Source organism: Streptomyces sp. NBC_01217, assembly GCF_035994185.1.
Lineage (GTDB): Bacteria > Actinomycetota > Actinomycetes > Streptomycetales > Streptomycetaceae > Streptomyces.
Genome location: NZ_CP108538.1, coordinates 3,195,642 through 3,221,617, shown reverse-complemented (window position 1 = coordinate 3,221,617; position 25,976 = coordinate 3,195,642). Strand labels below are relative to the sequence as shown.

Below are 25,976 nucleotides of genomic sequence, written 5' to 3'. Positions count from 1 at the left end.
GCCGCGAGCGTGATTTCGGAGCTCAGGTCGTGTGCCGTCGCCGCGACCGCCGCCACTCCAGCCTTGTACACCCCCAGGCGCCCCTCTCCCTCGCCCTGATGCCAGAGCGCCGCCGCAGTCCAGTCGCAACCGGCCGAAGCGGCGCGGGGCCGACCACTTTCGGCAGGATCGGGGCCTGAGCGGGAGGGGGTTCCTGGTGCGCCTCCGGTGACCGGGCGAGCCGCCTGATGACTACACCCCGCCCCGTCTCGTCCCGCCGCTCCCGTACCCGTGCGAACGGCGACGGGACCGTCTACCAGCGCAAGGACGGCCGCTGGGAGGCCGCGGGATACGTCCTCGCCCCCGGCAACACCCGCAAACGCGTCCGCGTCTACGGCACCACCCGCAAACGCGTCCGCGTCTACGGCACCACCCGCAAGGACGCCCTGGCCAAGCTGACCGAGAAGATCGCCGCCAGCAACCGCGGTCTCCCTGTCGCGGCGGCCGACAGCACCGTGAGTGCCTATCTCGCGTACTGGCTGGACGGCGTTGCTGTCCACCACCTGCGCGAGAACACCCACACCCGGTACGCAGCCGCCATCCGTCTCCACATCAACCCTGGCCTCGGCGTCAAGAAGCTCGCCCGGCTCACCACCCGCGATGTGCGCGCCTTCCTCGACGGACTCCGCACCACCTGACAGTGCTGCGTCCAGGAACGTGACGTGGACCGGCGGCGCTGCTGCGCCATCGGCCAGTGCTGCGGAAAGCGACTCTCCCCGCTGACCGTGACGTACGTTCACGCCGTACTCAAGTCCGCCCTGGAACACGCCGTCCGCGAGGACGAACTGCCACGCAACGTCGCCCGGAACGTCAAGACGACCACGCCCCGCCCCCGGCGCTTCCAGCCGCTCACCGCCACCGAAGCCCGGCAACTCCTCCAGGAAGCCAACGGCGACCGACTTCACGCCCTGTACGAACTCGCCCTACGCACCGGACTCCGCAAGGGCGAACTCCTCGGCCTCCACTGGGAAGACCTCGACCTCGACGGAGGCACCGCCACCATCCACCGCTCCCTCCAGCGCACCCGCACTCAGGGCCTGACCGTCCTGAACACCAAGACCCTGGCCTCCGAGCGCCGCATCGCCCTCCCCGCTGAATGCATCAATTCCCTCAAGATCCACCAGGAACAGCAGCAGGATGCGCGTCAGGCAACCCGTGCGGATTGGACGGACAACAGGCTCGTCTTCACCACCCCGAAGGGCAGGCCGCTCGACCCCGGCAACCTCACCCGCCGCTTCCGGCGCCTCCTCCATAAGGCGGAGCTCCGGACGATCCGCTTCCACGACCTCCGCCACTCGACCGCCACCCTGCTCCTGGAACAGGGCGTCGACCTCGTCGTCATCAAGGAACTCCTCGGCCACGCCCACATCGGCGTCACCGCCAGCGTCTACGCCCACGTCCGACTCCGCCTCCAACTCCAGGCCATCGACACCCTCGGAGAAGCCCTCGGCCGGAGCGACGACAACCCCGAAGACCCACCCGCCTCAGCCGTCGTCCGCTGACGTTGCCGTCACCGTTGCCGTCAAGCACCCCAGAAGCCCCGCCCCGGATGAACCGGGGCGGGGCTTCTGCGGATTCCTTGAGAAAATCAAGAAGACCAAACTATCAGCCCGCCAAGTCTCCTAAATTTTCATCCTTCAACCCTCCAATTGAATGCCAAGCTCGTCGAGATACCCCAACTGTTCGGCATCCAATATCTCTGGCGTCAACCGCTGCAACGGATGAAGCAGATCCGTGCCCACCGCCAACGAATCAGAGATTTCGAGGATTGCATGAAGCTGAGCCTCGCGGACTCGCCCATCCGACTCAATTGAAGCCATGATTGCGAGCAACCGCACGACCGTATCCGCCTCTTCCTGATCGAAGATGCGCGACCAGTCGCTTGCATTCTCGGCACCAGCTTCTCGCTCATCAAGGGCTTCGGACAGGATTCGCCTGGCCAGCCCAACCACGTGTTCAGCGCCGACAGCCATTACAACCCCGGGAATTGTAGAGGCCATGGAATGTGTGTTGCATTTGCCGCGTCAGGATTGAAGTTCGGGCTACCCGGGTTATGCACCTGATGGTGGAATAGATTTCCAGCCTCATCCTGATATTGACGCCCAATCTGCAGCCTGTACGTCTCACCTGTTGCCGAGTTAGATCCCGGTGGAGCCGTTCCGTCCGGACCGTGAATCCGAAGACGAACAGTCTTCCCCGCATCGTTCTGCCACTTGAACTCAAGACCGTACTGCGAGCCACCATTCGAATGCGGCGTCAGTTCTCGAACGCTCGCATTGTCGGGGACGACACTCATCGGATCCTCCCCTCTCAGGTCGTATCCGCCGCAATTGTGGACAAGGACAGGAGTCGCCCCTGCCAGCACATAGTACGTGTGCAGGTTGTCGACGGTGAGGTTGTACATGTCGCGGTCGCCGGGGCGCGGGGTGACGTCGGTGACGTGGACGTGGTGGTCGCTGGCGGTGTTGAGAGTGTGGCCTGTGCGGAGTTGGCCGGCGGGGACCCAGGCGTGGAGGGTGTCGTCCCAGAAGGTGTGTTCGGCCGTGGTGTGGAGGGTCTCCGTTTCTCCGTCGGCGCTGCGAATCTTGAGGTCGACGAGGTCGTAGTCGTGGTTGATGTGGGTGGCGGTGACCTTGCGGAGACCCTTGTGCTTGCCGTTGGCGGGGTCGCCGGCTTCGACCTTGTCTCCAGTCTCGATGTCACCGATGGGTTTGGACTCGCCGTCGGCCATCAGGACCAGGGTGGAGGGAGTGAAACTGCAGCCCTTCAAGGCTCTGGCTACGCCGACTTCACCCTCTACCCTGGCACCTACGCCCCGCGTTCCCAAGAGCAGGACCGCGTCGAAAATCAGCTTTCCGGTGCCTTCGGCGCTCCTGCCGTTTGAGTAGTCGCCGTATATCTCCTCCACGCGCGACGTTACCGCCATCGCGACAGCGGCGCCCGGGTTGATGCCGAGAAACAGTTGGGTGAGCATGTCTTTGCAGTTCTCGCCGTCGAGAACGCATCGTTTGTCGGTGAGGAGTTGCTGGTAAGGGGCTTCGACGAAAGAGACAACCGTCTGTTGTGCCTGGTCGACAATGGTGGTGCCGACATCATCGAGCCACCCCCGAAAACCGCCTCCACCACCGCTGCCTCCACCACTCGTGTTGCCGTTGGCGGTTCCACCGTTGCTGTACTTCTGGCCGGTTTCGGCATAGATGGTGTTAGCGGATTTCTTCTTCTTTCCTGGTACGTGTACTACAGCCGGAGATCTTGTGACGGACTCCCGGTGGCGTCGTTGACCGAGCATGCTGCTGGATGTGACGGCTGAGCAGATAGCCGAGTGGGACGCCGAACTGTCGGTGTTGACCGGTTCGTTGGGGCACTTGTTCAACCGGCCGGAGCCGCGGGTGGTTTTCGCGCAGTTCATCGAGGGGCTGCCGGCGAAGAACGGCTGGACGCTCGCCGAGCGGGCTGGGCATGTGACTGCGGATCGGATGCAGTGGCTGCTCAACGGCTCGGTGTGGGATGCGGACCGGCTGCGCGACGCGGTCCGCGACTATGTGGTGGATCACCTGGGCGATGCGGATGCGTCGCTGGTCATCGACGATACGCAGGCCCGGAAGAAGGGCAGTAAGCCGGTCGGCGTGGCCTTCCAGCACTGCGGACCGACCGGCGACGTCCGCAACTGCCAGGTCATGGTGATGCTCAGCTACGCCACCGCCGCCGGGCACGCCTTCATCGACCGGCGCCTGTACCTGCCCGAGGACTGGACCACCGACCGGGACCGCTGCCGGGAGGCCGGCATTCCCGACGAGGTCGCCTTCGCCACCAAGCCCGAGCCGGCCATCGCCATGCTCGAGCAGGCCCGGTCCGCGCAGGTGCCGTTCGCCTGGATCCTGGCGGACGCCGGCTACGGGCGGGACCCACAACCGCGCGCCTGGTGTCACCGGCAGAGCGCGCCGTACGTCTTCGGCGTCCCGGTCGACCTGCCGCTTGACGGCCCGCCGGGCAAGCCGCGTCAGCCGGCCGTCAAGCGAGCCGATGACCTGTTGCACTACGCAAAGACCCGTGACCAGTGGGAACGCCGCTCCTGCGGGGACGGCGCCAAGGGCGAACGGCTCTACGACTGGACCGCCTCCGCCGTGCACGTCAAGGACGAGGACCCCGCCGACACCTTCACCCACTGGCTGGTGCCGCGGCGTTCACTGCACCCCAGCCGGCGCGCCAGGGACGGCGAACTGCGCCGCGAGGTCGCCTACTTCCTCGTCCACGCGCCGGCCGGGATCACGGTCTCGCAGATCATCGCGCGGGCCGGCGGACGCTGGCAGATCGAGGAGGACAACGAGATCAACAAGCAGCCAGCCGGCCTCGCCCAGTACCAGGTCCGCAAGTGGACGCCCTGGCACCGGCACGTCACTGCCTGCATGCCGGCCAGCGCCTTCCTGGCCGTCCAACGCGCCCAGACACCCGAACCCGATCCAGCGCCGGAAGAGGGGGCCGACCTGGGAAAAGACCACAGCCCCGGCGTGAGCGAGGCCGCTGGCTGATCCCTGGACCGCTGCTGCGGCCCTCCGTCCACACCATCCGGCACTGCCTGGCCGCCACCCGCCTCAACCCGCACCACCCCGTCGAAACCATCCTGACCTGCGAGTTATGGCGCCGCCTACACCAGACCCGAGCCCAGGTCAGCCACTACCGACGCCGCGGCGACCCACTTCCGATCCGGCTACAGCCCTGGGCGCACCACCGACCGATCCCGCCGATCACCGACCCTCAAGATCTCCGGCTGTAGTACCAGGAGGAGTCCCGCGCTCGCGTACCGTCGATGGCGTGCCGGCCTGCCCTTGAGAGGATGTCTCACGTGGTGATCTTGGCGAGTCTCTTGTAGCAGGTCAGGGCTGCGGCGAGGCCGAGGAAGGCGAGGAAGTGGCTGCCCTTTCGCTCATACCGGACGGTGAGGCGGCGGTAGCCGAAGAGCCAGGAGATCGACCGCTCGATCTTCCACCGGTGTCGGCCGAGGCGCTCGCCGGACTCGATGCCGGGACGGGCGATGCGTGGGACGAGGTTCCGGGCGCGGAGCCAGCGCAGGTGTTCCGCGGAGTAGTACGCCTTGTCCGCGCGGATCTTCACGGGCCGTCTCCGACGGGGCCCGCACCGGGAGCGGACGGCGGGTATGCCGAGGATCAGCGGCTTGAACGCCTGGCTGTCGTGCAGGTTCGCACCCGAGACCGCCACGGCCAGCGGCAGGCCCTGGGCCTCGGACAGCACGTGCAGTTTGCTGCCCTTCTTGCCGCGATCGACCGGATTCGGCCCGGTCAGCGAGCCCCCTTTTCGCCCGCACCGACGCCGCATCGACGATCGCGGAGGTCCAGTCGAGCTCACCCCTGGCGCCGAGTTCATCCAGCACCGCCCGGTGCAATCGGCGCCACAACCCGGCCTCGGTCCACGCGGTGAACCGGCGGTGCGCCGTCGCGGGCGATACCCCGAACGTCTCCGGCAGGTGCCGCCAGGCGCACCCGCTGGTCAGCACGTACACCACCGCCGTGAACACGGCCCGCTCGTTCAGCGGCGCAGTCCCACCGCCCTGCGGACGGGAGCTGAACGACGGCAACAACGGGGCGACGAGTTCCCACAGACCGTCAGGAACCAGCCGCTGCGAAAGATCGGCACTCACGAAGAGACATCATGCCGCAGCTCACACCATCACCACGTGAGACATCCTCTGAATATATGAATTGATGCAACAGGGAGGAGATGATTCCTCCGAATTGCTTTTCTTTTCCACGGCGCAACTCCGTCGGTAGGAGCGTCGTGGCGGCCCCCAGGCATATGGTTTGAGCTGTCTCGCCCACGCCTGATGGGGAAATTAAATGAAAACATGTCAGGTTTCGATCGTTGTCCCCTGTTTCAACGAGGACGAGGTGATCGAGGCATTTCACCGTGCGTTGGTCTCCGCCCTCGAACCGACTCGGCGGACCTTCGAGATCTGTTATGTCGACGACGGCAGCAGCGACCGGACCAGGATCCGGATCGGCTCGCTCGCCACCGCGGACCGGCGGGTCCGCTACACCTCCTTCAGCCGCAATTTCGGCAAGGAGGCCGCCATGCTCGCGGGGCTGCGCATGTCCCGCGGCGACGCCGTCGTCCTCATGGACGCCGACCTCCAGCACCCGCCCGAACTGCTGCCCCGCATGCTGGAGTTGCGGCAGCGCGGCTACGACCAGGTCGTCGCGCGGCGTGACCGTACGGGCGAGGGCGCCCTGCGTACCGTTCTCAGCGCCGCCTTCTACCGGGCCATGGGCCGGTGCATGGACGTCGAGGTGGTCGACGGCGAGGGCGACTTCAGGCTGCTGTCGCGCAACGCCGTGGACGCCGTGCTCGCACTGCCCGAGACCAACCGGTTCTCCAAGGGGATCTTCTCCTGGATCGGCTTCGACACCGTCAGCTTCACCTACCGGAACGTCCGGCGCGCGGCGGGACGTTCGAAATGGGGCGGCAGGCATCTCCTCAACTACGGGATCGACGGACTGATCTCCTTCAACAGCCGTCCCCTGCGCCTGGCCATCCACGCCGGTCTCGCGCTCGCGCTGGCGGCTCTGGGATACGCCCTGTGGATCATCGGCGGGGTCGTTCTGCACGGGGTAGCGGTGCCCGGCTACACCACCCTGCTGACCGCCGTCGTGGCGCTCGGCGGAATCCAGCTCGCCACGCTCGGCGTCATCGGCGAATACGTGGGACGCATCTACAGCGAGGCGAAACACCGTCCGCACTATGTGGTGCGTGAGACGGACGAATCCCCGAAGACGCCTCCCGAGGTTCCCCGGAGCGAGCCCCCGAATGCCCTCACGATCGATGTTCCGGTAGGTACTCCGGTCGGCGGCCCGGCGGGAACTGCGGATGAGTTCCGTGTCGCCCCGTCCGCACCGGCGGCCGAGAGGCGGGCTGCGGCGCCCACCGGGTCGACCGCGCTCGGGGCCGCCAGGTCCCGCACCGTACGCCAGTTCGTCGTTTTCGCGATGATCGGAACCATCAATACGGCGGTGTACCTGGCGGTATACGCCTCGCTGAACACCTGGATTCCCTATCTGACCGCGCATGTCGTCGGATTCGCGATCAGCATTGTCGGATCGTTCCTGCTCAACTCGCACCTCACCTGCCGTACGAAACCGACCTGGCACGCCTTCGCCCGGTATCCCCTGTCGAGCGCCGTCAATCTCGTCCTCACCGGCGTCCTGCTCCACCTCGGCGTCAGCAGGCTGGGCCTGGGCGAGAACACCGCCGCCCTGGCCGCGGGAATCCTCGCCACCCCCTTCTCGTTCCTGCTCGCCCGCTGGGCCATCGACTCCGGTGCCGCCCCGGCCCGGCAGCCCGCCGCCCTGACCCGGAGCCGTGCCGGACACACCACACCTTGAACCCACACCGCCTGAACCTCTTGGCGCGCACGTCGCGAGCAACGTACGAAAGGCACCAGTGCACATGAGCGCGGACACCGTGAAAACCGCTGACGTACAGCAGGAGAGCGTGGAATCCCTCCAGCCGGGCGACCGCCCACGTCCCGCACTGCAGTGGACGGCGGCCCTCGCCCTGCTGCCGCTCGCCCTGCTCGGCGTGGCCTTCTGGATCGGCCGCCTGGTCCGCCCGGGAGCGGACGACTGGTGCTTCCTCCCGGTCGTACGGGACGAGGGCGCCTCCGGAATGATCGACAAGTTCTTCCAGCACGACAACGGACGCGTCGCCAACGCGCTGCTGGTCGTCGCGTACGGGGCCTTCGGCGTCCCGGGCCACCGGTGGTTCGCCCTGGTCAGCGGGGTGCTCATGCTGGGCATCCTCTGGGCGCTGACCGCCTCGGTGCTCAAGAGAGCCGGCCTGACCGGGCCGCGCGGGCTCGCGCTGCTCGTGGCGGCGATGACGACGGCGGTCTTCCTCCTCGCGACGGTCAACACGTACAAGACGTTCTACTGGCCCGCCTCCTCCGTCTCGCACACCCTCGCCCCCGTGCTGGCCTGCGCGGCCGTGATCCCCCTGCTGTGCGCACGGACCTGGCGGGGACGCGTCTTCGCCTCAGGCGTCGCGTACGTGGCCGGGATCTTCATCGGCATGCTGTCGGAGGAGACCTCGGTCGTCGCGCTCGTCGTGCTCTCCACCGTCCTGCTGGTCAGCCGCTGGGCCTTTCCCGCGCCGGGCAGGACGCATGCGCGCGTCTGGTGCGCGCTCGCCTTCGCCGGGATCGTGATCGGAGCGGTCATCCTGTACGTGTCGCCCGGCGCACGCGCACGGCGTCTGCGGTTCGCCGCCGACCCCTCCTCCGTGTTCGGCCCGGAGACCCTGACCGCGGCGCTGCGGGCGTTCGGGCAGATCCTGGAGACGATCTGCACGACCTGGCAGTACCTGGGAGCGGTCGCCGTCGGCGTACTGCTGGGGCTGCTGGTACGCAGAAGCAGTGGCGGGGAGGGCGGCAGCGACGGAGAGGGCGGAGGGCAGGCGTCCGGGCCTCTGTGGCGCCGGCTTCTCCTCCTGGTCGTCGCCGGATCCCTCGCCTTCCTGGTCTCCGGCTACCTCTGCACCGTCATCGCCTACCCGGCCTTCGGGAAGGGCGTGGTGACCGCGTCGCGCATCTGGGGCGACTTCCTGCTGCTGTACGTGCTGCTCCTCGTCGGCGTCGGAGCCCTGCTGGGACGGGCACTGCGCGCCCGCCGGTGGCGGATCCCCGCGGTCACGGCGGTGGCCGCCGGTACCGTGTGCGCCGTGGCGTGCGTCGGTCTTGCCGTCCCGCTGCTGCGGCTGGAGCCGAGGATGGAGACGCGCGCCGAGCGCTGGGACCGGCAGGACCGGTCGCTGAAGGCGCAGGTGGCGCGTGGTGCGCAAGTGCTTCCGTACACACCGGTGTCGGTCAGCGGGATGTTGGAACCGTTCCGCGACAACGGCCGAAAGGCGTGGCCGGCGCAGTGCGTCGCCCAGTACTACCACCTCAAGAAAGTCACGTACTCGACCCGGCTTCCCTAGCGTCCGGCCTGTGCCGGCTGTCCGTCGTACAAGACACCCGGCACACTGCGCACACCGGACGGCACAATGGGTTCCATGCCGATACCCAGCCGTGCCGCCCTCGTCGAACACCTCGTCCGTACGCGTATCGCCGGAGACGTCGCCACACCCCGCGACAACAACCTCTCCCACTACCGCAAGCTCGCCAACGGCGACCGTCACTACTGGCTGGGCCTGGAGCTCGGGGACCGGTGGTGCGACGAGCAGGACGTGCTGGCCGTGATGGCCGAGCGCTGCGGGGTCAGCGACGACCCGGAGCACCGGTTCGGGCAGGACACCATCGACCCCGAGCTGACGGTCGACGCCCTGGAGCGGATGGCGGCGCGGCTGCGGAAGGCGGCGGCGGGCTCGGAGCGGGTGCTGTTCGCGACCGGGCACCCGGGCGGGCTCCTCGATGTGCACCGGCAGACCGCGGCCGCGCTGCGGGCCGCCGGATGCGAGATCGTACGGATTCCGTCGGGGCTGGTGGCCGACGAGGGCATGGTGTTCCAGTTCGCGGACGTCGCGGTGCAGGAGCGCGGCGCGACGCTCTGGCACACGCACTCGCCCGCCCCGATGGCCGCGATCCTGGACGGTCTGGAGCGGGAGGAGCGGCCGCTGCCGGACCTGGTGGTCGCCGACCACGGGTGGGCGGGGTGCGCGGCGCAGCGCGGGCTGGACGCGGTGGGGTACGCGGACTGCAACGACCCGGCGCTGTTCCTCGGCGAGGCGGAGGGGACGCTCCAGGTGGCCGTGCCGCTGGACGACCATGTGCTGGACCCGCGGTTCTACGACCCGCTGACGGACTACCTGCTGGACGCGGCGGGGCTGATCTGAGGCCCGGGGCCCGCCCCCATCCCCATCCCCATCCGCAGGCTCATCCTCATCCTCATCCGCCGGGCGGGCGCGAACCGGCTGCCCGGCGCTGCTGACCCAGCCCCGGCGTCGGATCCAGATACACTCGCCGGATCGCCGGATACCGCTCCTGCAACTGCTCCTCCGCCTCCTCGCACGCCCACTCGATCTGCTCCGCGGTCGACGCGTCCCGGAAGTCGATCTTCGCGGCGACGAGGACTTCCGTCGGTCCCTGGATCAGGGTGGTCAGCTCCAGGACCTCGATGATGTGCGGTACGGAGAGAAGTTCCTCGCGGACCCCGGCCCGCATCTCCTTCGGCAGCGGGCGGCCGATCAGCAACTGGGCGTTGGAGCGGCCCAGCACCCAGGCGACGTACACCAGCAGGGCGCCGATCAGGATCGATGCGATGCCGTCCCACATGCCCGAGCCGGAGAGCTGACCGCCGAGCAGGCCGCCCGCGGCGAGCAGCAGCCCCACCAGCGCCGCCGAGTCCTCCATCACCACGGCCTTGACCGCGGTGTCGGGGGTGTGGCGCAGATAGTGGGCGGCGGGTGCGCCCAGACGGGCGGCCTCGCCGCGGACCTGGCGCAGACCCGTGCGCAGGGAGTAGCCCTCCAGGAGGAAGGCGGCGGCCAGCACGAGGTACGAGACCAGCGGGTCGCCGAGTTCCTCGCCCCGGACGAGGGTGTGGATGCCGTCGTAGACGGCGAACACCGCGCCGCCGACGAACGTGGCGACCGAGGCGAGCATCGCCCAGATGTAACGCTCGGGGCCGTAGCCCAGCGGGTGTTCCTCGTCGGCGGGCTTCTCGCTGCGTTTCAGGGCGGTGAGCAGCATCAGCTCGGTGACCGTGTCGGCGACCGAGTGCGCCGCCTCGGAGAGCATCGCGCTCGATCCGCTGACGATTCCGGCGACGGCCTTCGCCACGGCGATGCCGAGATTGGCGGCCGCCGCGACGACGACCGTGAACGTGGACTCCCCACCACCGGTTTCCGCATCGTTCATGGTGTCGCTCATGGTGGGGAGTATGTCCGAATCGGCGGACCGTGGCCCGGTCAGTCCCGGGGGACGCGGACCACGCCCTCCTGGATGACGGTGATCGCCAGCCCGCCGTCCTGGGTGTAGATACGGGCCTGGCCGAGCCCGCGCCCGCCGGACGCGGACGGCGACTCCTGGTCGTACAGCAGCCATTCGTCGGCCCGGAAGGGACGGTGGAACCACATCGCGTGGTCCAGGCTCGCGCCGACCACGTCGCCGACCGCCCAGCCCCCGCGCCCATGGGCGAGGAGCACCGAGTCGAGCAGCGTCATGTCGGAGACGTACGTCGCCATGCAGACATGCAGCAGCGGGTCGTCGGCGAGCTTGCCGTTGGTGCGGAACCACACCTGGGAGCGGGGCTCGCGCGGTTCGCCGACCGTGCCGAAGGGCGGGGCGTCCACGTACCGCAGGTCGACCGCCTCCCGCGCCTCGATCAGCCGGTCCACGACACCCGGATCGCTGAAGCGGTCCGCGTACCGGGGCAGCATCTGCGCGGCCGTGGGCAGCGTCTCCGGGTCCGGGGCGGTCGGCATCTCCGCCTGGTGCTCCAGTCCCTCCTCGTACGTCTGGAAGGACGCCGAGAGATGGAAGATCGGCTGGCCGTGCTGGACGGCGACGACCCGGCGGGTGGTGAAGGAGCGGCCGTCGCGGATGCGGTCGACGGTGTAGACGATCGGTGCGCCCGGGTCGCCCATCCGCAGGAAGTACGAGTGCAGGGAGTGGGCGGTGCGATCGGCGGGGACGGTACGGCCCGCGGCGACCAGGGCCTGGGCCGCGACCTGGCCGCCGAAGACGCGGGGGACGATCGCCGAACGGCTCGTACCCCGGAAGATGTCCTGCTCGATCTGCTCCAGGTCGAGCAGATCGAGCAGGGAATCAAGTGCTGAGCTCATGGAAGGAACGTAGCCGCTCTCACAGACCCATGGACTTGGCGATGATCGACTTCATGACCTCGCTGGTGCCGCCGTAGATGCGGTTGACGCGGTTGTCCGCGTACAGGCGGGCGATCGGGTACTCGTTCATGAAGCCGTAGCCACCGTGCAGCTGGAGGCAGCGGTCGATGACGCGGTGCGCGACCTCGGTGCAGAACAGCTTCGCGGAGGCTGCCTCGGCGGCGGTCAGCTCACCGGCGTCGAGGGCCTCAAGCGCGCGGTCGGCGACGGCCTGGGCCGCGTCCACCTCGGCCTGGCAGGCGGCGAGCTCGAACTTGGTGTTCTGGAACGAGGCGACGGTCTTGCCGAAGACCGTGCGGTCCTGCACGTAGCTCTTGGCGAACCGGACGGCGGCGGCGGCCTGTGCGTACGCGCCGAAGGCGATGCCCCAGCGCTCGGAGGCCAGGTTGGTGCCGAGGTAGCCGAAGCCCTTGTTCTCCTCGCCGAGCAGGTCCTCGGCCGGGACCTTGACGTCGACGAACGCCAGCTCGGCGGTGTCGGAGGTCTTCAGGCCGAGCTTGTCGAGCTTGCGGCCGACCGAGTAGCCCGCGGACTTGGTGTCGACGGCGAAGAGCGATATGCCGAAGCGGCGGTCGTCCTCGCGGGGAGCGGACGTACGGGCGCACACGATCACGCGGTCGGCGTGCACACCACCGGTGATGAAGGTCTTGGCGCCGTTGAGGACGTAGTGCGTGCCGTCCTCGGAGAGCTTGGCGGTGGTCTTCATGCCCGCGACGTCGGAGCCGGTGCCCGGCTCGGTCATCGCGAGGGCCCACATCTCCTCGCCGGTGGCGAACTTCGGCAGCCAGCGCTTCTTCTGCTCGTCGGTGGCGAGCATCTTGACGTACGGCAGGCCGAGCAGGGTGTGGACACCCGAGCCGCCGAAGGAGACGCCGGCGCGGGCGGTCTCCTCGTAGATGACGGCCTCGTACTTGTGCGAGTCGATGCCCGCGCCGCCGTACTCCTCGTCCACCTCGATGCCGAAGATACCCAGCTCCCCGAGCTTGTGGTAGAACTCGCGCGGCACCTGGCCGGCGGCGAACCACTCGTCGTACACGGGGACGACCTCGGCCTCGATGAAGGCGCGGATGGTCTCCCGGAACGCCTCGTGGTCCTCGTTGAATACCGTACGGCGCACGGGATGCCTCCTTGGTCAGCTTCGGGGGTTTTCGGGTGAGCTTTCGACCGGACTGGCTAAGCGCTTGCTCAGTCCTGGTCAAAAGTTACCCGGCAGTCACCGAAGCTGTCCAGGGTGATGCTCAGCACGCCCACGCGAGTGCCCTTCCCCGCCGGGGGCCGGGAAGGGCACTCGCGCCGACTCCGTTCCCTACTGGGGCTTGAAGGAGCGGATCTGGTAGCTCCCCTGGAGGTTGCCGCCGCTTCCGGCAGGGGTGGATCCGACCCGGGCGTTGTAGTTGGTCTGGGTGTAGTACTGCACGCGATGCCCGGTCGCGTTCCACACGGAGCGGACGTTCTGGCCCCGCTGGATGAACGAACAGTCGTCGGCGGTGTTCGCCCGCTTCTTGTCCGACCACTGGCAGCGGGTGCCCCCTCCGTTCCAGTCGCTGTAGATACAGAAGTACCCGGGACTACAACTGTAGGAAGCCCGGGCGCCTTCTACGGTGGCCTTCTCGACGACGGCGTTCTCTGCGGCCCCGGCCGCGGCGGGCCCGGCGCCCAGCCCCAGGGCCAAGGCGATCGAGGTGACGGCGAACGCGGTGATGCGGTTCATGACAGAAGCCCCTTTTCCTGACGATGATCAGGGCTCCGCGCCCTGATCATCAGCAGCCTGGCACGGCTGCGACCTGCGCAGACAGGCGGAAACGGGGGCGCTCGAAGCCCGCGACGGGGGCCGCGGTGCTTCTCCGTGCACCGGCGTGAATCCGTGCCGTGTCACCCCACCACGATCTGACGTCGAAGATCGTTGACGGCAGGAGCTAGAGAGGTTCGGCCGCTTGAAGGAGACGGGGCGGCAGGTAGGGGGACATGACTCGGATGTTCCAGCCCCGGCGGCGGGCGTGGCAGGTCAGAGCCAGGATGTCGAGGCTGATCGCGGCGTCGGGATCGTCGGCGCGGTCGGCGACTCGGTAGTGGTCGCGGTGGGCTTCGAGGGTGTCCAGAAGCGCGAGGTTGAAGCTCTCCTCGTCGCCTTCGACCAGCTGCGAGAGGAGGACTGCCGGCGGGGGAAAGAAGCCCCAGCTCTTGGCCTTCTCGCAGTCGATCAGGGCCCGGTCCGTGGCGGGCTCGGGGTCCACGCACCGCAGATAGTCGTGGAGGGCCTGGCGGTACGAGGCGAAGGCGGAGCCGTCCTGCTTGAGAATGGCGGAGCCGCTGAGGACGAGCGCGGCGAGGTCCGTGCGGCTTCCGGCGATCAGGGCGAGGTCCGTAGCGGTGTGCCAGTGGCCGGGCCCGGCGTAATCACCGTGGTAGGCGGGGTAGGTGAGCGTGCTGCCGTTGATCGTCACGTCGACATCCGTGCCGGGTTCAGCGAGGGTGGTACGGAAGAGCGCGGCACCCAACTGGGCAGCAAGGTGAAGGTTTTCGATCTGCAGATCCGTGGCGTCGGCGGACAGCGAGGCGCGCGCCTTGAAGAGAATGACCAGGTTGCTCACGGCACTCGACAATCGCCGGGTGGAGAGCGGCTCCGTGCCCACCGGCGTGAAGGCCTCCCTGATGTGCTGCTCGAACAGGGCCTCGCTCTCCGGGGAGAAGGGCCGAGGGCTTTCGGGCCGCTCGAACATCACGGGCCCGGCGGCCAGTTCGACGACCGCGTCCGGGCGCCTGTTGAGGCCGTACCCGTCGACCCGCGGTCCCGCGGTCTCGAATCCGGTGACCAGCGCGCGCGGGAGGTAGCCGGTGTCGACGGGCGGCTGCCAGCCCTCGCGGCGATAGGCGAGAGCCGTCAGGGCGAGCGGGAGAAGGGGAAGCAGGGAGCGGGGCTGGGCCCCGGGGCCGGGGATGGCGCTGTGAGGGAGCAGCAGCTTGACCAGTTCGTCGCGGAAGACCTCCTGGTCACCGATGTGCAAGGCGCGCAGAGCGAAGAGGGCGGTGCTCTGCGGGTGATCGAAGAGGCCCTCGTCGATCTCGTCGTCCAGGGCATGGATCCGGGCGAGCGCGGCGTCGAGCGCGGCGAGCTTCTCCTCGTTGGACGGCGGGTAGCTCGCGTCATCGTCTCCCGTGTCCCCGATGACGTACGCCATCAGGCCGTTGATGAGCTCGACGGCCGGACGCCCGGCAGCGTCCTTCTGGGGTGGCTTGCGGGCGAAGTGGAATGCTTCGCCGTGCCATTCGGCCTTGCCGGAAAGGACCGCCAGACAGAAGGCGTCGAGCCACCAGCAGGCGCTGATGGACTCGGGGCCGCCTTCGCTTCCGGACTCGTAGCTCATCCCGAAGTTCACGTAGTCGAGGAAGACGTTGAAGTCGTTGTGCGGGTAGTACGCGGCGTACGCCACGGCACCGGCAGCGGCCTCGGCAGCGTTGTCCAGGACGGCCTTGGCCTCCGGGGTGCCGAGGTCGGGAGTCCCGACGGAGAGCGCGCCCAGGTGATCGAGGAACTCCTCCGAGATCAGCCACCAGTCGTGGGCGGACATCCGGTCCGCCTTCGACATGGAGTTGACCTGTGAGCCGATCCTGTCAGCGAAGTCGTCGAGAGCCGCTGAAACCGCGGCCTGCCCCACCTGGTGTCGCTCTATTCGCACTGTCCCGCTCCCCGTGTCCGCGTCCGGACGCCAGCCTAGGTCCTGCGGGGGCTGGGCTCCTGGGGCACGGTGCTCATGGGGCCTGGTTCCGGACGTCTCAGGCCGGCAGCTCGCCGCGCTTGACCGCTGCGATGAACGAGGACCAGCCAGGTGCCGGGATGACCAGGGCGGGGCCGTGCGGGGTCTTGGAGTCGCGGACGGGGACGCCTGAGGGGTAGTCGTCCAGCACTTCGACGCAGCTGCCTGATTCGTTCCCGCTGTGAGACGACTTGCGCCAGCCGCTCAGGGTGGAAGTGTCCGCGATGGTGTGCTCAGTCATGGTGCCCGTATTCCTTTGCAGTCGCCCTCATCAAGGCGATGGACTCCTTGAGCGGGAGCGCGTCGCCCAGGGCGAGATCGTAGACGCCCTGCAGCCGCTGGACCACAGCCGGGGAGTCGTGGACCTTGCCGATGGACATACCTTCGCTGTAAGCGGCAGGAGGCTGGTCCTCGAACCACATCAACGTCAGCATGCTCTGCATCAGCGGATGGGCGCCCAGGCCAAGCGGCAGGATGTGAGCGCGCACCCTCTTGCTCTCGACCAAACGGACGATGTGCAGGACCTGTTCGGCCATGATCTCCGGTCCGCCGACCGGGCGTCGTAGCACCATCTCGTCCAGTAGCACCCACACTACGGGCGCCACCGGGTCGTTCAAGATCTTTGCGCGCTCAAGGCGTGCGACAACGTGCCTGTCACGTTCCTCGTCACTCCGAGGGGGGAAAGTGGTGCCGAGAACCGCACGAGCGTATCCCTCCGTCTGAAGGATGCCTGGCACGAAGTTCAGGCCGAACTCCCTGATCATGGTCGCCTGTTGTTCGAGTTGGCGTGCGGGTTCGAAGTAATCGGCAATTGTGCCGTCATCCTTGTCCGGCAGGAAGCTGCTCAGCACGTCCCCCGTGTTCAGGGCCTTGTCCAGGCGCCGTGCGTCCTCCTGGGACGGGATGCGGCGCCCCGCCTCGATGTGCGAGATGTGCGACCGCGTCATGATCGCCGTGTCGGCCAGCTCCTGCTGTGTCAGGCCTGCTGCCTCGCGCTGGGCCTTCAACCAATCGCCATAGGTATTACTCATGGTCAACTCCCGTGCGACAACGGCTCTGTCACCTGCAACCCCCTGGCGAGCCTAGCCCGCCACGTCTCACTCTGTGAGCGGATCGCTACACAGCGGTGGATGTCCAAGAGTCGACCGCTGTCGCCGCGATGGGACCGGTCCTTGGAGGCCGGCCGCGACCGCAAGACCCCCGCGACCGCTGTACACGGCCCAGGGGCATGGCCTTCAACCTCAACGGAGTTGACGACGTGCTGCACTGTATTGCCCGTATCTTCGAGCCGCTGCTGCGGCTTCTGTGGCCCGCCCAGGGGTGTCACCGACCAATTGAGTCGCACCCCGCCGTGCCTCCCGTAGCCGTATGTCTCACGCCCGACCGGCGCCCCGCGCCCGTGCTGCGTGGCGAGGACAGCCCTCTCGTACGCCCGTACCTCGTCGCTCACGAACGGCGCGAGGAGGTCCGTCTCCGACGGGTGCGGCGGAGGACGTTGTGGCTTGCCGTGCACGGCATCGACGTCGGGCCACGTCTGATCCACGGCATCGAGGTACCCGCGTGATCTCTCAGACCCCCGGCGCTTCAGCACGACTGCTTCCGTGGTCCAGCCCGGAGGGCAAGCCCTGCTACGTCATCGGTGACGGGACCGGATACATCTCACGCGTGGCCGACAACATCGAGAGCGTGCAGCTCGGCATGGCTGTCGAACTGCTCGACCACGCCGCCGACATGCTCGACGACCGCCAGGTCACTTCGGCGCAGCTCCGCTACGTCGTGGCCCGCATGGCCGAGGCCTTGCGCGATGTGCACAGGATCGCTCGGAGCCGGGGAGCCCGGCTCGCTGCTTCAGCCTGTGACGCGAGCAACTCACCCCAGTCGCAGGCCTGAACCTCCCTGCCGGCCCAGGAGGCGTGCCCCACATGTCCTGGTACACCTCCGGGCCCCGCTGTGCCCCGTTCGGCCGGAACCCTCCTGTCTCGCCTGCTGAGGGCGACGCAGAATGGATCACCTGGGCGGGCACGGCGACGGTGGTCGGCGGAAGGGTCGTCAATCTTGACAGCGCCCTCCGCCTTGGTCGCACGGGGACCGTCGGCGTCGATCTGCTGGAGCGGTTGCACTCTCCTTGGCGCGGAGGCCGGGAGTGCGCTGTTCAGTCTCCGCTCGCGAGCTCGCGCAGCATCGGCAGGCTGAGTGTTTTTGGTCTGTTGTCGTCCGTCAAGTTCGCAAGTTCGGCGAGGGCTTGGGAGGGGGACAGTCCGCGGTCGTGCGTGGAACGTAGGCGGTCCAGCCATAGAAGTCCGGCCGCGTAGCTCTCCTCGTCCCCGATATCCCGGGGCTCGAAACTTGCGGCGTTCTCCGCATCGGAGGCCCAGAGGTAGCCGAGCAGCCCGTGCTCGCCGCGCACGGGGACGTACTGGACCTCGCCGTCCGCGGACCGCGCATAGCCGATACGGCCGAATCCGGGCGCGTGCGTGAACTTGTTGTAACGGTAGAGGATCTCAAAGCTGCCCCATACATCGGATGCGGTGCCGTCGCGGTCGAAGCGGTTCTCGATGCCGGTCTCGGTCGGCTTGCCGAAGTAGGTCGGGTCATCCGGGTCGGTCTCAGAGTCGAGCGCTTCCGAGAGATCACGAAGGGCGGCTGCCAGTCCTGGGGCGTTCGCGGCATGCACGGCGGGCTGAGCGCGGCCTTTGAGGTCGTACTGCATCCAGGCGTCGGAGAATGTCACCAGACTGGTGCTGACGTAGTCGAGAAGCGCTGAGGCTCCGAGCAAAAACAGTCCCTCCTCACGGACGTGATTGTCCCCGCTGATGATCAGGCCGCCGCTCTTGACGTGGGCGGACACACTTCCGATGTTCCCGGGGCGCAGTGCGGCCTCGACCTGGCCGGCCAGTCGCTGCGCGATGTCCGACGAAGGCGACGTCGCATCGGGCTTGAGATCCCCCTGGAACAGGTCGCTGTTCGACTTTCCGGCCTCGTGGACGGACACGGACATGCTCGGGGGACCGACCGCGAATCGATGCCTCGCCAGAACGGCGTAGGCGGTCAGCAGTTCATGGAGGCATGCGACGATTTTGTCCCCGACCTGGTCGTCGCGCCCCCACGTCCATCCAGCTACGGGAGTGGTGGCGATCACGGTGTTCCCTTCGGCATGAACTTACCGCTGGGCGGGATGGTCAGGACTTCGTGAGCGTGAGCGTCGGCCAGGGGTAGCACCCCTGTTACTACTCGAACTCGCCCAAGGGCCATCGCGCAATGGGTGTGGTAGCGATCAAAGATGTCCTCCTGACAGGAACTGAAGCATGGTTATTGTCGGGACCCGATGTCGCGGCTTCAGGAAATCACACGCACTCCCAGCTCCTGAAGAAGGAGTTGGCAGACGCTGCACGGCGCGGTGACCTTGCCGTGATCGGGGTGTCCGTGACCGCGAATCATCTTGGAGACGATGGCGGACTCCGTGAAGTGGGGTGTCGCTTCGCCGAGGGTTGTCGTGCGGCCGTCGTTTCGCGCGGAGTCGAGGGCCCATAGTTGGTCGGACACGAGGGCTGTTTCGGCGCAGCTGCCAGTGAAGGATTTGCGTACGTTCGCCGGAAGTGAGTTCACGAACGCCCTGATGGCCGGATGGAGTTCTGCGGTGCCTTCGCCGATCAAGCTGGTGTGACTGACTACCCGGCCGCTGATCAGTAGGGAGGAGGCTACGGCGGGGAACTGCTCAGACAAAGAAATCCTCCGCATCTGGGTCGGATACGCCGCTCAGAAACCTGGAGAAAGCGTCTGATGCGTTCTCGCCCAAATAATAACCTCCAGTATGGTGGAGGTGAAATAGGCGCCCTTCCTCGTCAGCCAGAAGAATTCCATACTCCGAAGATTCGTAGCCGATAGGAAAGAGTTCCTTTCCGAGTCCGGATGCCAGTTCCTTGATGGCCGCCGCGTCGCCGTCGTACCCGATCGTCGGTTTCATTACCCAGGCCATGTCCGGCACTCTGGGGTGGGTGAGACGCAGCAAGCCATATGTGTGGACGAGGTGCACTGCGGCGGGTACCGGATTCAGGGAAACTCCTTGCCGCCGTGCATCCTCTGCCCGGACTTGAATGAGTTCTTCGGCCTGCTCTCCGATATCGCGACCCGGCGACCAGCCGTTCGCGGTTAGCCAGTCGCGTACTCCAGGAGTCAAATCTTCGGAGCTCATCTTCCGTTCCGTTCCGTGAGCAGAGTAATTACGAGTGTACGTGAATGCCGAACTGGGGCAGTACATGCCTGCATGTGTAACACGGGGCAAGGAAGTCGCCATGCGACCGTTCGAGCTCGCCAGTGAAGCGATCGTAGATGATTCCGATTTGCCGTGTATGTATCACACCCCCCTTCGAGTGCCTTTCTTGCGTCATCAATTGTACGGATCGACGATCCTGTTGGGTCCAGCTGATGCAAGCGGTCGCTGATTAGAGAAACCTCGGCGCATTTTCCATGACCCAACCCCCTTTTCATTCCAGCAGCATCAAGTTTTTCGCCGACCTCCTTTAGGACCCCATCAAGGACTTGATGGGTTTTTGGTAGATTCTGGCCGTGCATTTTCGTGGTGCTGGTGTGCGTGTTGATCACGTTGTTATGCAAGAAGCTTCCTGCGCATCCCGAGTTGAGCTGGTTCTGGCCGGGGTGTGCCGCTCCGGGCACAGCGTCAAGGGCGTCGTCGGCGAGGGCGGCTGACTCGCGTTCCAGAACAGAAAGCTGATCCTCCAGAGAAAGGTGCGAAACATCCAGGGCTGGGCGCCGGTAGTGACGCATCTGGTCCGCGCTCTGGCCGTGCCAGCCTGGCTGAGGGTCTATGGGCCTGCCTTGCGGCTCGCCGCCCGGGCCGTGGCCGTCGTGGTGGTTCGAACCGTCGGAGCCGTGTTCGCCATGCGAGTGATGGGCGCCGTGATCATGGGGCAGTCCGTTGTCGGCACGGCTGTTCGGTGTGGGGTCGTTTTGGTGAGAGGGCGTCGGGTCGTGAGGTTCGCCGGGCCGGTCACCGTGATGGGTGGGCGGCTCGTGTCCGGCGGTGGGGCCGTGGCCGAGGTCGTCGGCGTGACCACTCGGGACGTGGTTGGTGCCGCTGCTGGGAGGCTTGTCCCCGGTGTGGTTGGTGGTGGAGTTGTTGAGGCCGTCTTCGGTGCGGCCGACGTCTCCGAGCCTGTCGCCGTTGCGGATGACGTTGCCTGTGTTTTCGCCCGCGTGGATGCCCGCGCTGACCAGGGCCGGTTCGCGTATCGGGGCCGGGGTCTCCACACGAGGGCTTTGCCCCGGCTGGTCGGTGTGTTGGGCGAGGGTGCCGTCCTCGTTGTAGAGGTTGCCGTCGCGGTCCATGTACGGCGCGCCCTCGTCGAAGGGGGACTTGATCGTGCCCTCCGGCAGTGCCACCGCCCCCTCCGGGAGCTTGATCGTGCCGTTCGGGAGGGTGGTTGCGCCGTTCGGGATGGTGGCGCCTTCGGGGAGGTGGACGGTGCCGTCGGGCAGTTTGAGGGAGCCCTCGGGGAGGGTGATGACGTGGTCGGGGAGTGGGGGGAGTTCGATGCGGCCCATGCCCTTGAGGGCGGTCATCACGTCGCTGATCTTTGACAGGCCCGCGCCCGCGCCTTTGAAGACGTATGTCATCGGGTCGACGATTCGGCCTGCCTTGCCTGCGGCGGACAGGGCCTTGGCCGTCATGCCGGCCTTTCCGCCGCCTGCCACGGCTCCGCCGCTGCCGCCGGTGAAGACGGTGGTCAGTACGTTGAAGATGACCGCGCCTGCGGCCCGGGAGGGGTTGTTTCCCCATTGGTCCCAGGCCACCAGGGCCTTGCCGGTCTCCTTCATCGCGGTGCGTGAGTCCCTCACCCAGGAGGGAAGTTGGTCGTCGGGGAGCAGCCAGAAGGCGATGTTCGCGCCGGGGGTCAGCATGATCCCGACTCCGGTGGCGAGTTCGGCCAGGCCGTTCCAGGCCTGTTTCGCCGCGTCCCAGCCGTCGAAGCCGGTGAGGGTGCCCAGGCCCTTGACAGTGACCCAGACGCCGTCGACGACGAAGCCCTTGCCGAAGTCGTAGGCGTGCTCCCACACCTGCCACCAGGGGGTCGACTCCTGGACCGCGTCTCCCCAGGGCAGGCTCTTCGCCTGCTTGAGGGCTTCGGCGTCGTAGCCGTACGTGCCCTGTTTGGCGGAGCCGTCGTTCGTCTTGAGGGCCTTGCCTCCGACCAGGGCGACGATGGTGGCGTGGCAGGTCCGTTCCACTTCCTGGAAGGCGGCCCAGACCTCGGCTGTCTCGTTGCGGCGGCTGTTGTTCTCCTCGACCAGATCGCCGTCCTCACGCCACTTGTCGTCGCCGTCGACCTTCACGCGGAAGGTGACCGCTTCCCGCTTCAGTTCCTTGAGTTTTTCGACCAGGGGGTAGGCGTCGTCCGAGTAGGTGCCCAGCGCGCCGGCGATGACGCACAGGTCCGAGCTCAGGTCGAGTCCGGTGTCCGCGACCGGCTTCGTGGTGGCGAACAGCTGCTCCGCCTCGGGTGCCTTGTAGAAGGCGCGCAGTTGGCCGAAGCTGCTGTGGACGTCACCGGCGGCCGTCGCGATCCTGGCGCCGCTGCCCGACAGTGCCGTCACCTTCGTGTCGAGCAGGGCCAGATCGCCGGTGAAGACCGGTATCCCGACCGGGTCGACCGGATCGTTGCCGCTCACCGCTGCTCTCCGGCGTCCTTGAGGAGGTCCAGGCGTACGGACTTCGCCGCGTCCTGTGCGTGCTTGGCCGCTTCCAGGTCGCCCTCGCAGTACGCGTTCGTGGCTTCGACCGCTCCCAGGATGGCCGCCTCGATGCGCTCGGCCATCGCCTTCAAATCCTTCTGGCGCTCTTCCAGGTACTCGCCCAGTGCCGCCGCCACGGGCCCTACCGCCTTCCGCGACAACGGCGCCCTCCCCGGCGCCACCGGACCCTGCACAGGCGTCGCGGCCTGCGAGCCCGGAACGGCCGTACCCGCCGCCTGCGCAGCCTCCGACATGGTCGCCATCAGTGCCGTCAGGGCCTTCTCCAGGTCCCCGGCATGAGTACCCGTGACCTTCAACTGGCCCTGCACCCCCTGCGGCCTGATGTCCCACGCCACCATGAAGAGCCCCCCCGTGAGCCGAAATGATTGAACAGTCGTTCGCCTGTTCATCTCTATCAACCGGGGCATCGCTCCTGCAATCAGCAAATCGGCAATCGGTCAACTATGGCCGACGTGTGACGAGGCGTCGGGTGCCCCGGCGGTGACGGTCGTTCACCGCTGCCGCAGTGCGAACCACAGCTCCGTCCGTACGTCCATGTCGTCCAGGTCCGCGTTCAGCAGCGCCGCGCAGCGGGTGATGCGCTGGCGGACCGTGTTGCGGTGGACCTGGAGGGCCGTCGCCGTGCGGTCCCAGCTGCCGTGCAGGCTGAGCCAGCAGCGCAGGGTCTCGGTGAGGGGCTCGGTGAGCGGGGCGAGGAGGGCGCGGGCGTGGGCCTCGGCCTGGTCCGGGGGGATCAGGGCGGCCAGGCCCGCCCCGGTGTCGGTGTGGTGGTGGGCCAGCGGGGTGCGGGTGGCCACGGCGCGGCCCAGGGCGCGGGACGCCTGGCCGTCGGCGAGGTCGAGGGCCGTGATGGGCGCGGGGGCGGAGGCGCCGAGGGTCCAGCCGGGCTGCGGGGTGATCCGGTCGCCGCCGGGGACCAGCACCCTGACGGCGTCACCGCCCCGGCCCGCGTCCACCAGGGCCGAGCCGAGGGCGGCGCCCAGGGCGCCCGCCGTGAGCGGGTCCACCGGGCCCTCACCGCTGCGGCGCGCGTGCACCACCGTCCACCGCTCGCCGCCACCGAGCAGCGGTGCGACATCCTGCGCGTCCGCGCCCAGCAGCATCCGTACGAGGGCTGCCGACCGGCCCGCCGCGTCCGCGCCCTGATGCGGGGCGGCCAGGAGCGAGAGCAGGACGACCGCCACCCCCGCGATCGTGTGGTCGCCCGCCTCGCGCCGGTCCGTCGCCAGGGCCAGGACCAGACCCTGGCCGCCGCCCAGCGCGTACGCGGACAGGTGCGCGTCCCGCAACGTATCGGTGGCCGACGTCGGGGCGGGGCGCGTCACCGCAGAGACCACCCGGGTGAGCCGGGCCAGCGCCACCGCGGACCCGGGGGCCGGGCGGCGGCCCGCCGCGTGCAGCTCCTCCCCGTCCGCGGACAGCAGCACCGCCCGGCCCTCCAGCTGCGCCGCCAGCTGATGCAGCACCGCGGGGATCGGGTCCGGCCGGGCCGCCGCCGTGGCCAGGGCCTGCTGCGCCCGGGTCACCCGGCGCAGTTCGCGAAGCCGTGCCTCGGCCATCAGCCGCCACACCGCCCGGGCGATCGCCGTGAACGGGGTCTCGGGCGGCACCTCCACCAGCGGCAGGCCGTGCCGGTCGCACGCCTCGATCAACGCCTGCGGCACCGTGTCGAACACCGGCGCCACCCCGAAACCCAGCGCCGCCGCCCCCGCCTCCACCAGCCGGGCCACATACGCGTCCGGGTCCTTGAGCAGCACCCCCGCGCTCAGCAGCAGCTCACCGCCGAGCAGGTACGGATACGGATCGGCCATCTCCGAGGTGTGCACCCACAGCAGCTCCGCCTCGGCCGGACCCGCGATCCGGCGCAGCCCGAGCTCCTCACGGGCGAGCAGCTCCGTGAGCGGGATCGGGGGAGTGGGAGGAGCGGGAGCAGGAGGGGGCGGGACGGGTGCCGCCTGGGGTTCCGGCATGGACGGTCCATCCATCGGTGGCTTCGATTATGGATGAAACGTACACTTCAGCGCCGCCTGTGGGCCACCTACCGTCTTCACCACGTACGACGAGCGCACACGACTGAAGCGGAGGAAGCCCATGGCTGTCGACTACGCGGTGATCATCGTGTATCTGGCCGGCATGCTCGCCATGGGCTGGTGGGGCATGCGCCGCGCCAAGTCCAAGAGTGAATTCCTGGTGGCCGGACGCCGTCTCGGCCCCTGGATGTACTCCGGCACTATGGCCGCCATCGTCCTCGGCGGCGCCTCCACCATCGGCGGCGTCGGCCTCGGCTACCAGTACGGGCTCTCCGGCGCCTGGATGGTCTTCACCATCGGCCTCGGACTGCTGGCCCTGTCCGTCTTCTTCTCGGCGCGCATCGCACGGCTGAAGGTCTACACCGTCTCCGAGATGCTCGACCTGCGCTACGGCGGCCGGGCCGGGCTCATCTCCGGTGTCGTCATGTGGGCGTACACGCTGATGCTCGCGGTCACCTCGACCATCGCGTACGCAACCATCTTCGACGTCCTCTTCGACATGAACCGGACCGTCGCGATCATCCTGGGCGGCGCCATCGTCGTCGCGTACTCGACGCTCGGCGGCATGTGGTCGATCACGCTCACCGACATGGTGCAGTTCGTCGTCAAGACCATCGGTGTGCTGCTGCTCCTGCTCCCCATCGCGGTGATCAAGGCGGGCGGCTTCAGCGAGATGAAGGCCAAGCTGCCCACCGAGTACTTCGACCCGCTGGGCATCGGCGGCGAGACGATCTTCACGTACGTGCTGATCTACACCTTCGGCATGCTCATCGGCCAGGACATCTGGCAGCGCGTGTTCACCGCGAAGAGCGACCGGACGGCTCGCTGGGGCGGCACGGTCGCCGGTACGTACTGTCTGGTGTACGCGATCGCCGGCGCCGTCATCGGCACCGCCGCCAAGGTCATGTACCCGAAGCTGCCCAGCGCGGACGCCGCGTTCGCGACCATCGTCAAGGACGAGCTGCCGGTGGGCGTACGAGGGCTGGTCCTGGCCGCCGCGCTGGCCGCGGTGATGTCCACGTCCTCCGGCGCGCTGATCGCCTGCGCCACCGTCGCCAACAACGACATCTGGTCCCGGCTGCGGGGCGTCGTGTCGCGCGGCGGTGAGGAGCACGACGAGGTGAAGGGCAACCGCGCCTTCATCCTCATCATGGGCGTCGCCGTCATCGCCATCGCCATCGTGCTCAACAACGTGGTCGAGGCCCTGACCGTCGCGTACAACCTGCTCGTCGGCGGGCTGCTGGTGCCGATCCTCGGCGGGCTGCTGTGGCGCCGCGGCACGGCGGCCGGTGCGCTGGCCGCCGTGGCCGTCGGTGGCGTCGCCGTGATCGGCCTGATGGCGAGGTACGGAATCCTTGCCAACGAACCCATCTACTACGGGCTGCTCGCCTCGCTCGCGGTGTACGTGATCGTCTCCCTGGTGACGAAGCCGACCGATGAGGCGGTGCTGGTCGCCTGGCGCGAGCGGTTGGCGGGGCGGGGTACGGGGCCGGAGGCCGGCGAGGCCGTCCCGGAGCCGGTCACCGCGTGA

22 protein-coding genes and 1 pseudogene are annotated in these 25,976 nt (G+C 67.9%); 7 read left to right on the top strand and 16 right to left on the bottom strand.

From position 1 onward, the window contains the following. The first annotated feature begins 227 nt into the window (after positions 1–227). A pseudogene (locus OG507_RS14080) lies at positions 228–1,541 on the top strand (tyrosine-type recombinase/integrase). A gap of 135 nt (positions 1,542–1,676) precedes the next feature. Here OG507_RS14080 and OG507_RS14075 read toward each other — a convergent pair. Together OG507_RS14075 and OG507_RS14070 are read right to left on the bottom strand one after the other, a co-directional pair. Continuing rightward, positions 1,677–2,012 (bottom strand): hypothetical protein, encoded by a 336-nt coding sequence (locus tag OG507_RS14075; protein ID WP_327367538.1) that lies wholly within the window; start codon positions 2,010–2,012, stop codon positions 1,677–1,679. Then, positions 2,012–3,328 carry a polymorphic toxin type 30 domain-containing protein gene (locus tag OG507_RS14070; protein WP_327367537.1) on the bottom strand — a complete coding sequence of 439 codons (1,317 nt, stop codon included), beginning with the start codon at positions 3,326–3,328 and terminating at the stop codon, positions 2,012–2,014. The genes OG507_RS14075 and OG507_RS14070 overlap by 1 nt, the downstream gene beginning before the upstream one ends. A gap of 10 nt (positions 3,329–3,338) precedes the next feature. Between OG507_RS14070 and OG507_RS14065 the strand changes: the two genes are divergently transcribed. After that, complete coding sequence (locus OG507_RS14065) at positions 3,339–4,568, top strand: IS701 family transposase (protein ID WP_327367536.1); 1,230 nt, start codon at positions 3,339–3,341, stop codon at positions 4,566–4,568. 310 nt (positions 4,569–4,878) lie between these two features. On the opposite strand, the gene OG507_RS14060 is transcribed toward OG507_RS14065, so the two are convergent. Further along, positions 4,879–5,695, bottom strand: a protein-coding gene (locus OG507_RS14060; RefSeq protein ID WP_327367535.1) for an IS5 family transposase whose coding sequence is annotated in 2 segments (ribosomal slippage) — positions 4,879–5,346 and positions 5,348–5,695 — 816 coding nt in all. Because the reading frame shifts where the segments join, the coding sequence is not laid out codon by codon here. A 196-nt stretch (positions 5,696–5,891) separates the two neighbouring features. On the opposite strand from OG507_RS14060, the gene OG507_RS14055 reads away from it, so the two are divergent. The 3 genes from OG507_RS14055 (at position 5,892) to OG507_RS14045 (ending at position 9,879) form a co-directional block, all read left to right on the top strand. Further along, positions 5,892–7,433 (top strand): glycosyltransferase, encoded by a 1,542-nt coding sequence (locus OG507_RS14055; protein WP_327367534.1) that lies wholly within the window; start codon positions 5,892–5,894, stop codon positions 7,431–7,433. Positions 7,434–7,497: 64 nt separating this feature from the next. Beyond that, the gene (locus tag OG507_RS14050) at positions 7,498–9,024 is read left to right on the top strand and encodes a DUF6056 family protein (RefSeq protein ID WP_327367533.1); all 1,527 of its coding nucleotides are present in this window, start codon (positions 7,498–7,500) and stop codon (positions 9,022–9,024) included. Between the two features lie 75 nt (positions 9,025–9,099). Continuing rightward, positions 9,100–9,879: a phosphatase gene (locus tag OG507_RS14045; protein WP_327367532.1), complete on the top strand. Its 780-nt coding sequence runs from the start codon at positions 9,100–9,102 to the stop codon at positions 9,877–9,879. A 52-nt stretch (positions 9,880–9,931) separates the two neighbouring features. Here the strand turns inward: OG507_RS14045 and OG507_RS14040 are convergent, their stop codons facing one another. The 7 genes from OG507_RS14040 to OG507_RS14010 form a co-directional block, all read right to left on the bottom strand. Beyond that, positions 9,932–10,903: a cation diffusion facilitator family transporter gene (locus OG507_RS14040; RefSeq protein ID WP_327371965.1), complete on the bottom strand. Its 972-nt coding sequence runs from the start codon at positions 10,901–10,903 to the stop codon at positions 9,932–9,934. A gap of 50 nt (positions 10,904–10,953) precedes the next feature. Further along, positions 10,954–11,829: an acyl-CoA thioesterase gene (locus tag OG507_RS14035; protein WP_327367531.1), complete on the bottom strand. Its 876-nt coding sequence runs from the start codon at positions 11,827–11,829 to the stop codon at positions 10,954–10,956. A gap of 19 nt (positions 11,830–11,848) precedes the next feature. After that, positions 11,849–13,006, bottom strand: coding sequence for an acyl-CoA dehydrogenase family protein (locus OG507_RS14030; RefSeq protein ID WP_327367530.1), 1,158 nt, complete (start codon positions 13,004–13,006; stop codon positions 11,849–11,851). Positions 13,007–13,195: 189 nt separating this feature from the next. After that, complete coding sequence (locus tag OG507_RS14025) at positions 13,196–13,600, bottom strand: peptidase inhibitor family I36 protein (RefSeq protein ID WP_327367529.1); 405 nt, start codon at positions 13,598–13,600, stop codon at positions 13,196–13,198. Between the two features lie 205 nt (positions 13,601–13,805). Beyond that, a complete protein-coding gene (locus tag OG507_RS14020) occupies positions 13,806–15,476 on the bottom strand; it encodes an immunity 49 family protein (protein WP_327367528.1) in 1,671 nt (556 codons plus the stop codon). Between the two features lie 187 nt (positions 15,477–15,663). After that, entirely contained in the window at positions 15,664–15,885 is a 222-nt protein-coding gene (locus OG507_RS14015; protein ID WP_327367527.1) for a DUF397 domain-containing protein, read from the bottom strand. Continuing rightward, on the bottom strand, positions 15,878–16,675 hold the full coding sequence (locus OG507_RS14010; protein ID WP_327367526.1) for a helix-turn-helix domain-containing protein: 798 nt from the start codon (positions 16,673–16,675) through the stop codon (positions 15,878–15,880). Before OG507_RS14010 ends, OG507_RS14015 begins: the two co-directional genes overlap by 8 nt. Positions 16,676–17,207: 532 nt before the next feature. On the opposite strand from OG507_RS14010, the gene OG507_RS14005 reads away from it, so the two are divergent. Beyond that, positions 17,208–17,534, top strand: a complete 327-nt coding sequence (locus OG507_RS14005) for a hypothetical protein (RefSeq protein WP_327371964.1) — start codon at positions 17,208–17,210, stop codon at positions 17,532–17,534. Positions 17,535–17,796: 262 nt separating this feature from the next. On the opposite strand, the gene OG507_RS14000 is transcribed toward OG507_RS14005, so the two are convergent. The 6 genes from OG507_RS14000 to OG507_RS13975 all read right to left on the bottom strand — a co-directional run bounded on the left by OG507_RS14000 (position 17,797) and on the right by OG507_RS13975 (position 24,400). Then, the gene (locus OG507_RS14000; RefSeq protein WP_327367525.1) at positions 17,797–18,783 is read right to left on the bottom strand and encodes a hypothetical protein; all 987 of its coding nucleotides are present in this window, start codon (positions 18,781–18,783) and stop codon (positions 17,797–17,799) included. Positions 18,784–18,980: 197 nt separating this feature from the next. Next, positions 18,981–19,367: a YwqJ-related putative deaminase gene (locus OG507_RS13995; RefSeq protein WP_327367524.1), complete on the bottom strand. Its 387-nt coding sequence runs from the start codon at positions 19,365–19,367 to the stop codon at positions 18,981–18,983. Then, positions 19,360–19,836, bottom strand: coding sequence for an SUKH-3 domain-containing protein (locus OG507_RS13990; protein WP_327367523.1), 477 nt, complete (start codon positions 19,834–19,836; stop codon positions 19,360–19,362). The genes OG507_RS13995 and OG507_RS13990 overlap by 8 nt, the downstream gene beginning before the upstream one ends. Next, on the bottom strand, positions 19,833–22,331 hold the full coding sequence (locus OG507_RS13985) for a YwqJ-related putative deaminase (protein ID WP_327367522.1): 2,499 nt from the start codon (positions 22,329–22,331) through the stop codon (positions 19,833–19,835). The genes OG507_RS13990 and OG507_RS13985 overlap by 4 nt, the downstream gene beginning before the upstream one ends. After that, the gene (locus OG507_RS13980; RefSeq protein ID WP_327367521.1) at positions 22,328–22,753 is read right to left on the bottom strand and encodes a DUF6507 family protein; all 426 of its coding nucleotides are present in this window, start codon (positions 22,751–22,753) and stop codon (positions 22,328–22,330) included. Before OG507_RS13980 ends, OG507_RS13985 begins: the two co-directional genes overlap by 4 nt. A gap of 153 nt (positions 22,754–22,906) precedes the next feature. Beyond that, on the bottom strand, positions 22,907–24,400 hold the full coding sequence (locus OG507_RS13975) for a PucR family transcriptional regulator (RefSeq protein ID WP_442810979.1): 1,494 nt from the start codon (positions 24,398–24,400) through the stop codon (positions 22,907–22,909). Positions 24,401–24,506: 106 nt separating this feature from the next. Between OG507_RS13975 and OG507_RS13970 the strand changes: the two genes are divergently transcribed. After that, positions 24,507–25,976 carry a sodium:solute symporter gene (locus OG507_RS13970; protein ID WP_327367519.1) on the top strand — a complete coding sequence of 490 codons (1,470 nt, stop codon included), beginning with the start codon at positions 24,507–24,509 and terminating at the stop codon, positions 25,974–25,976.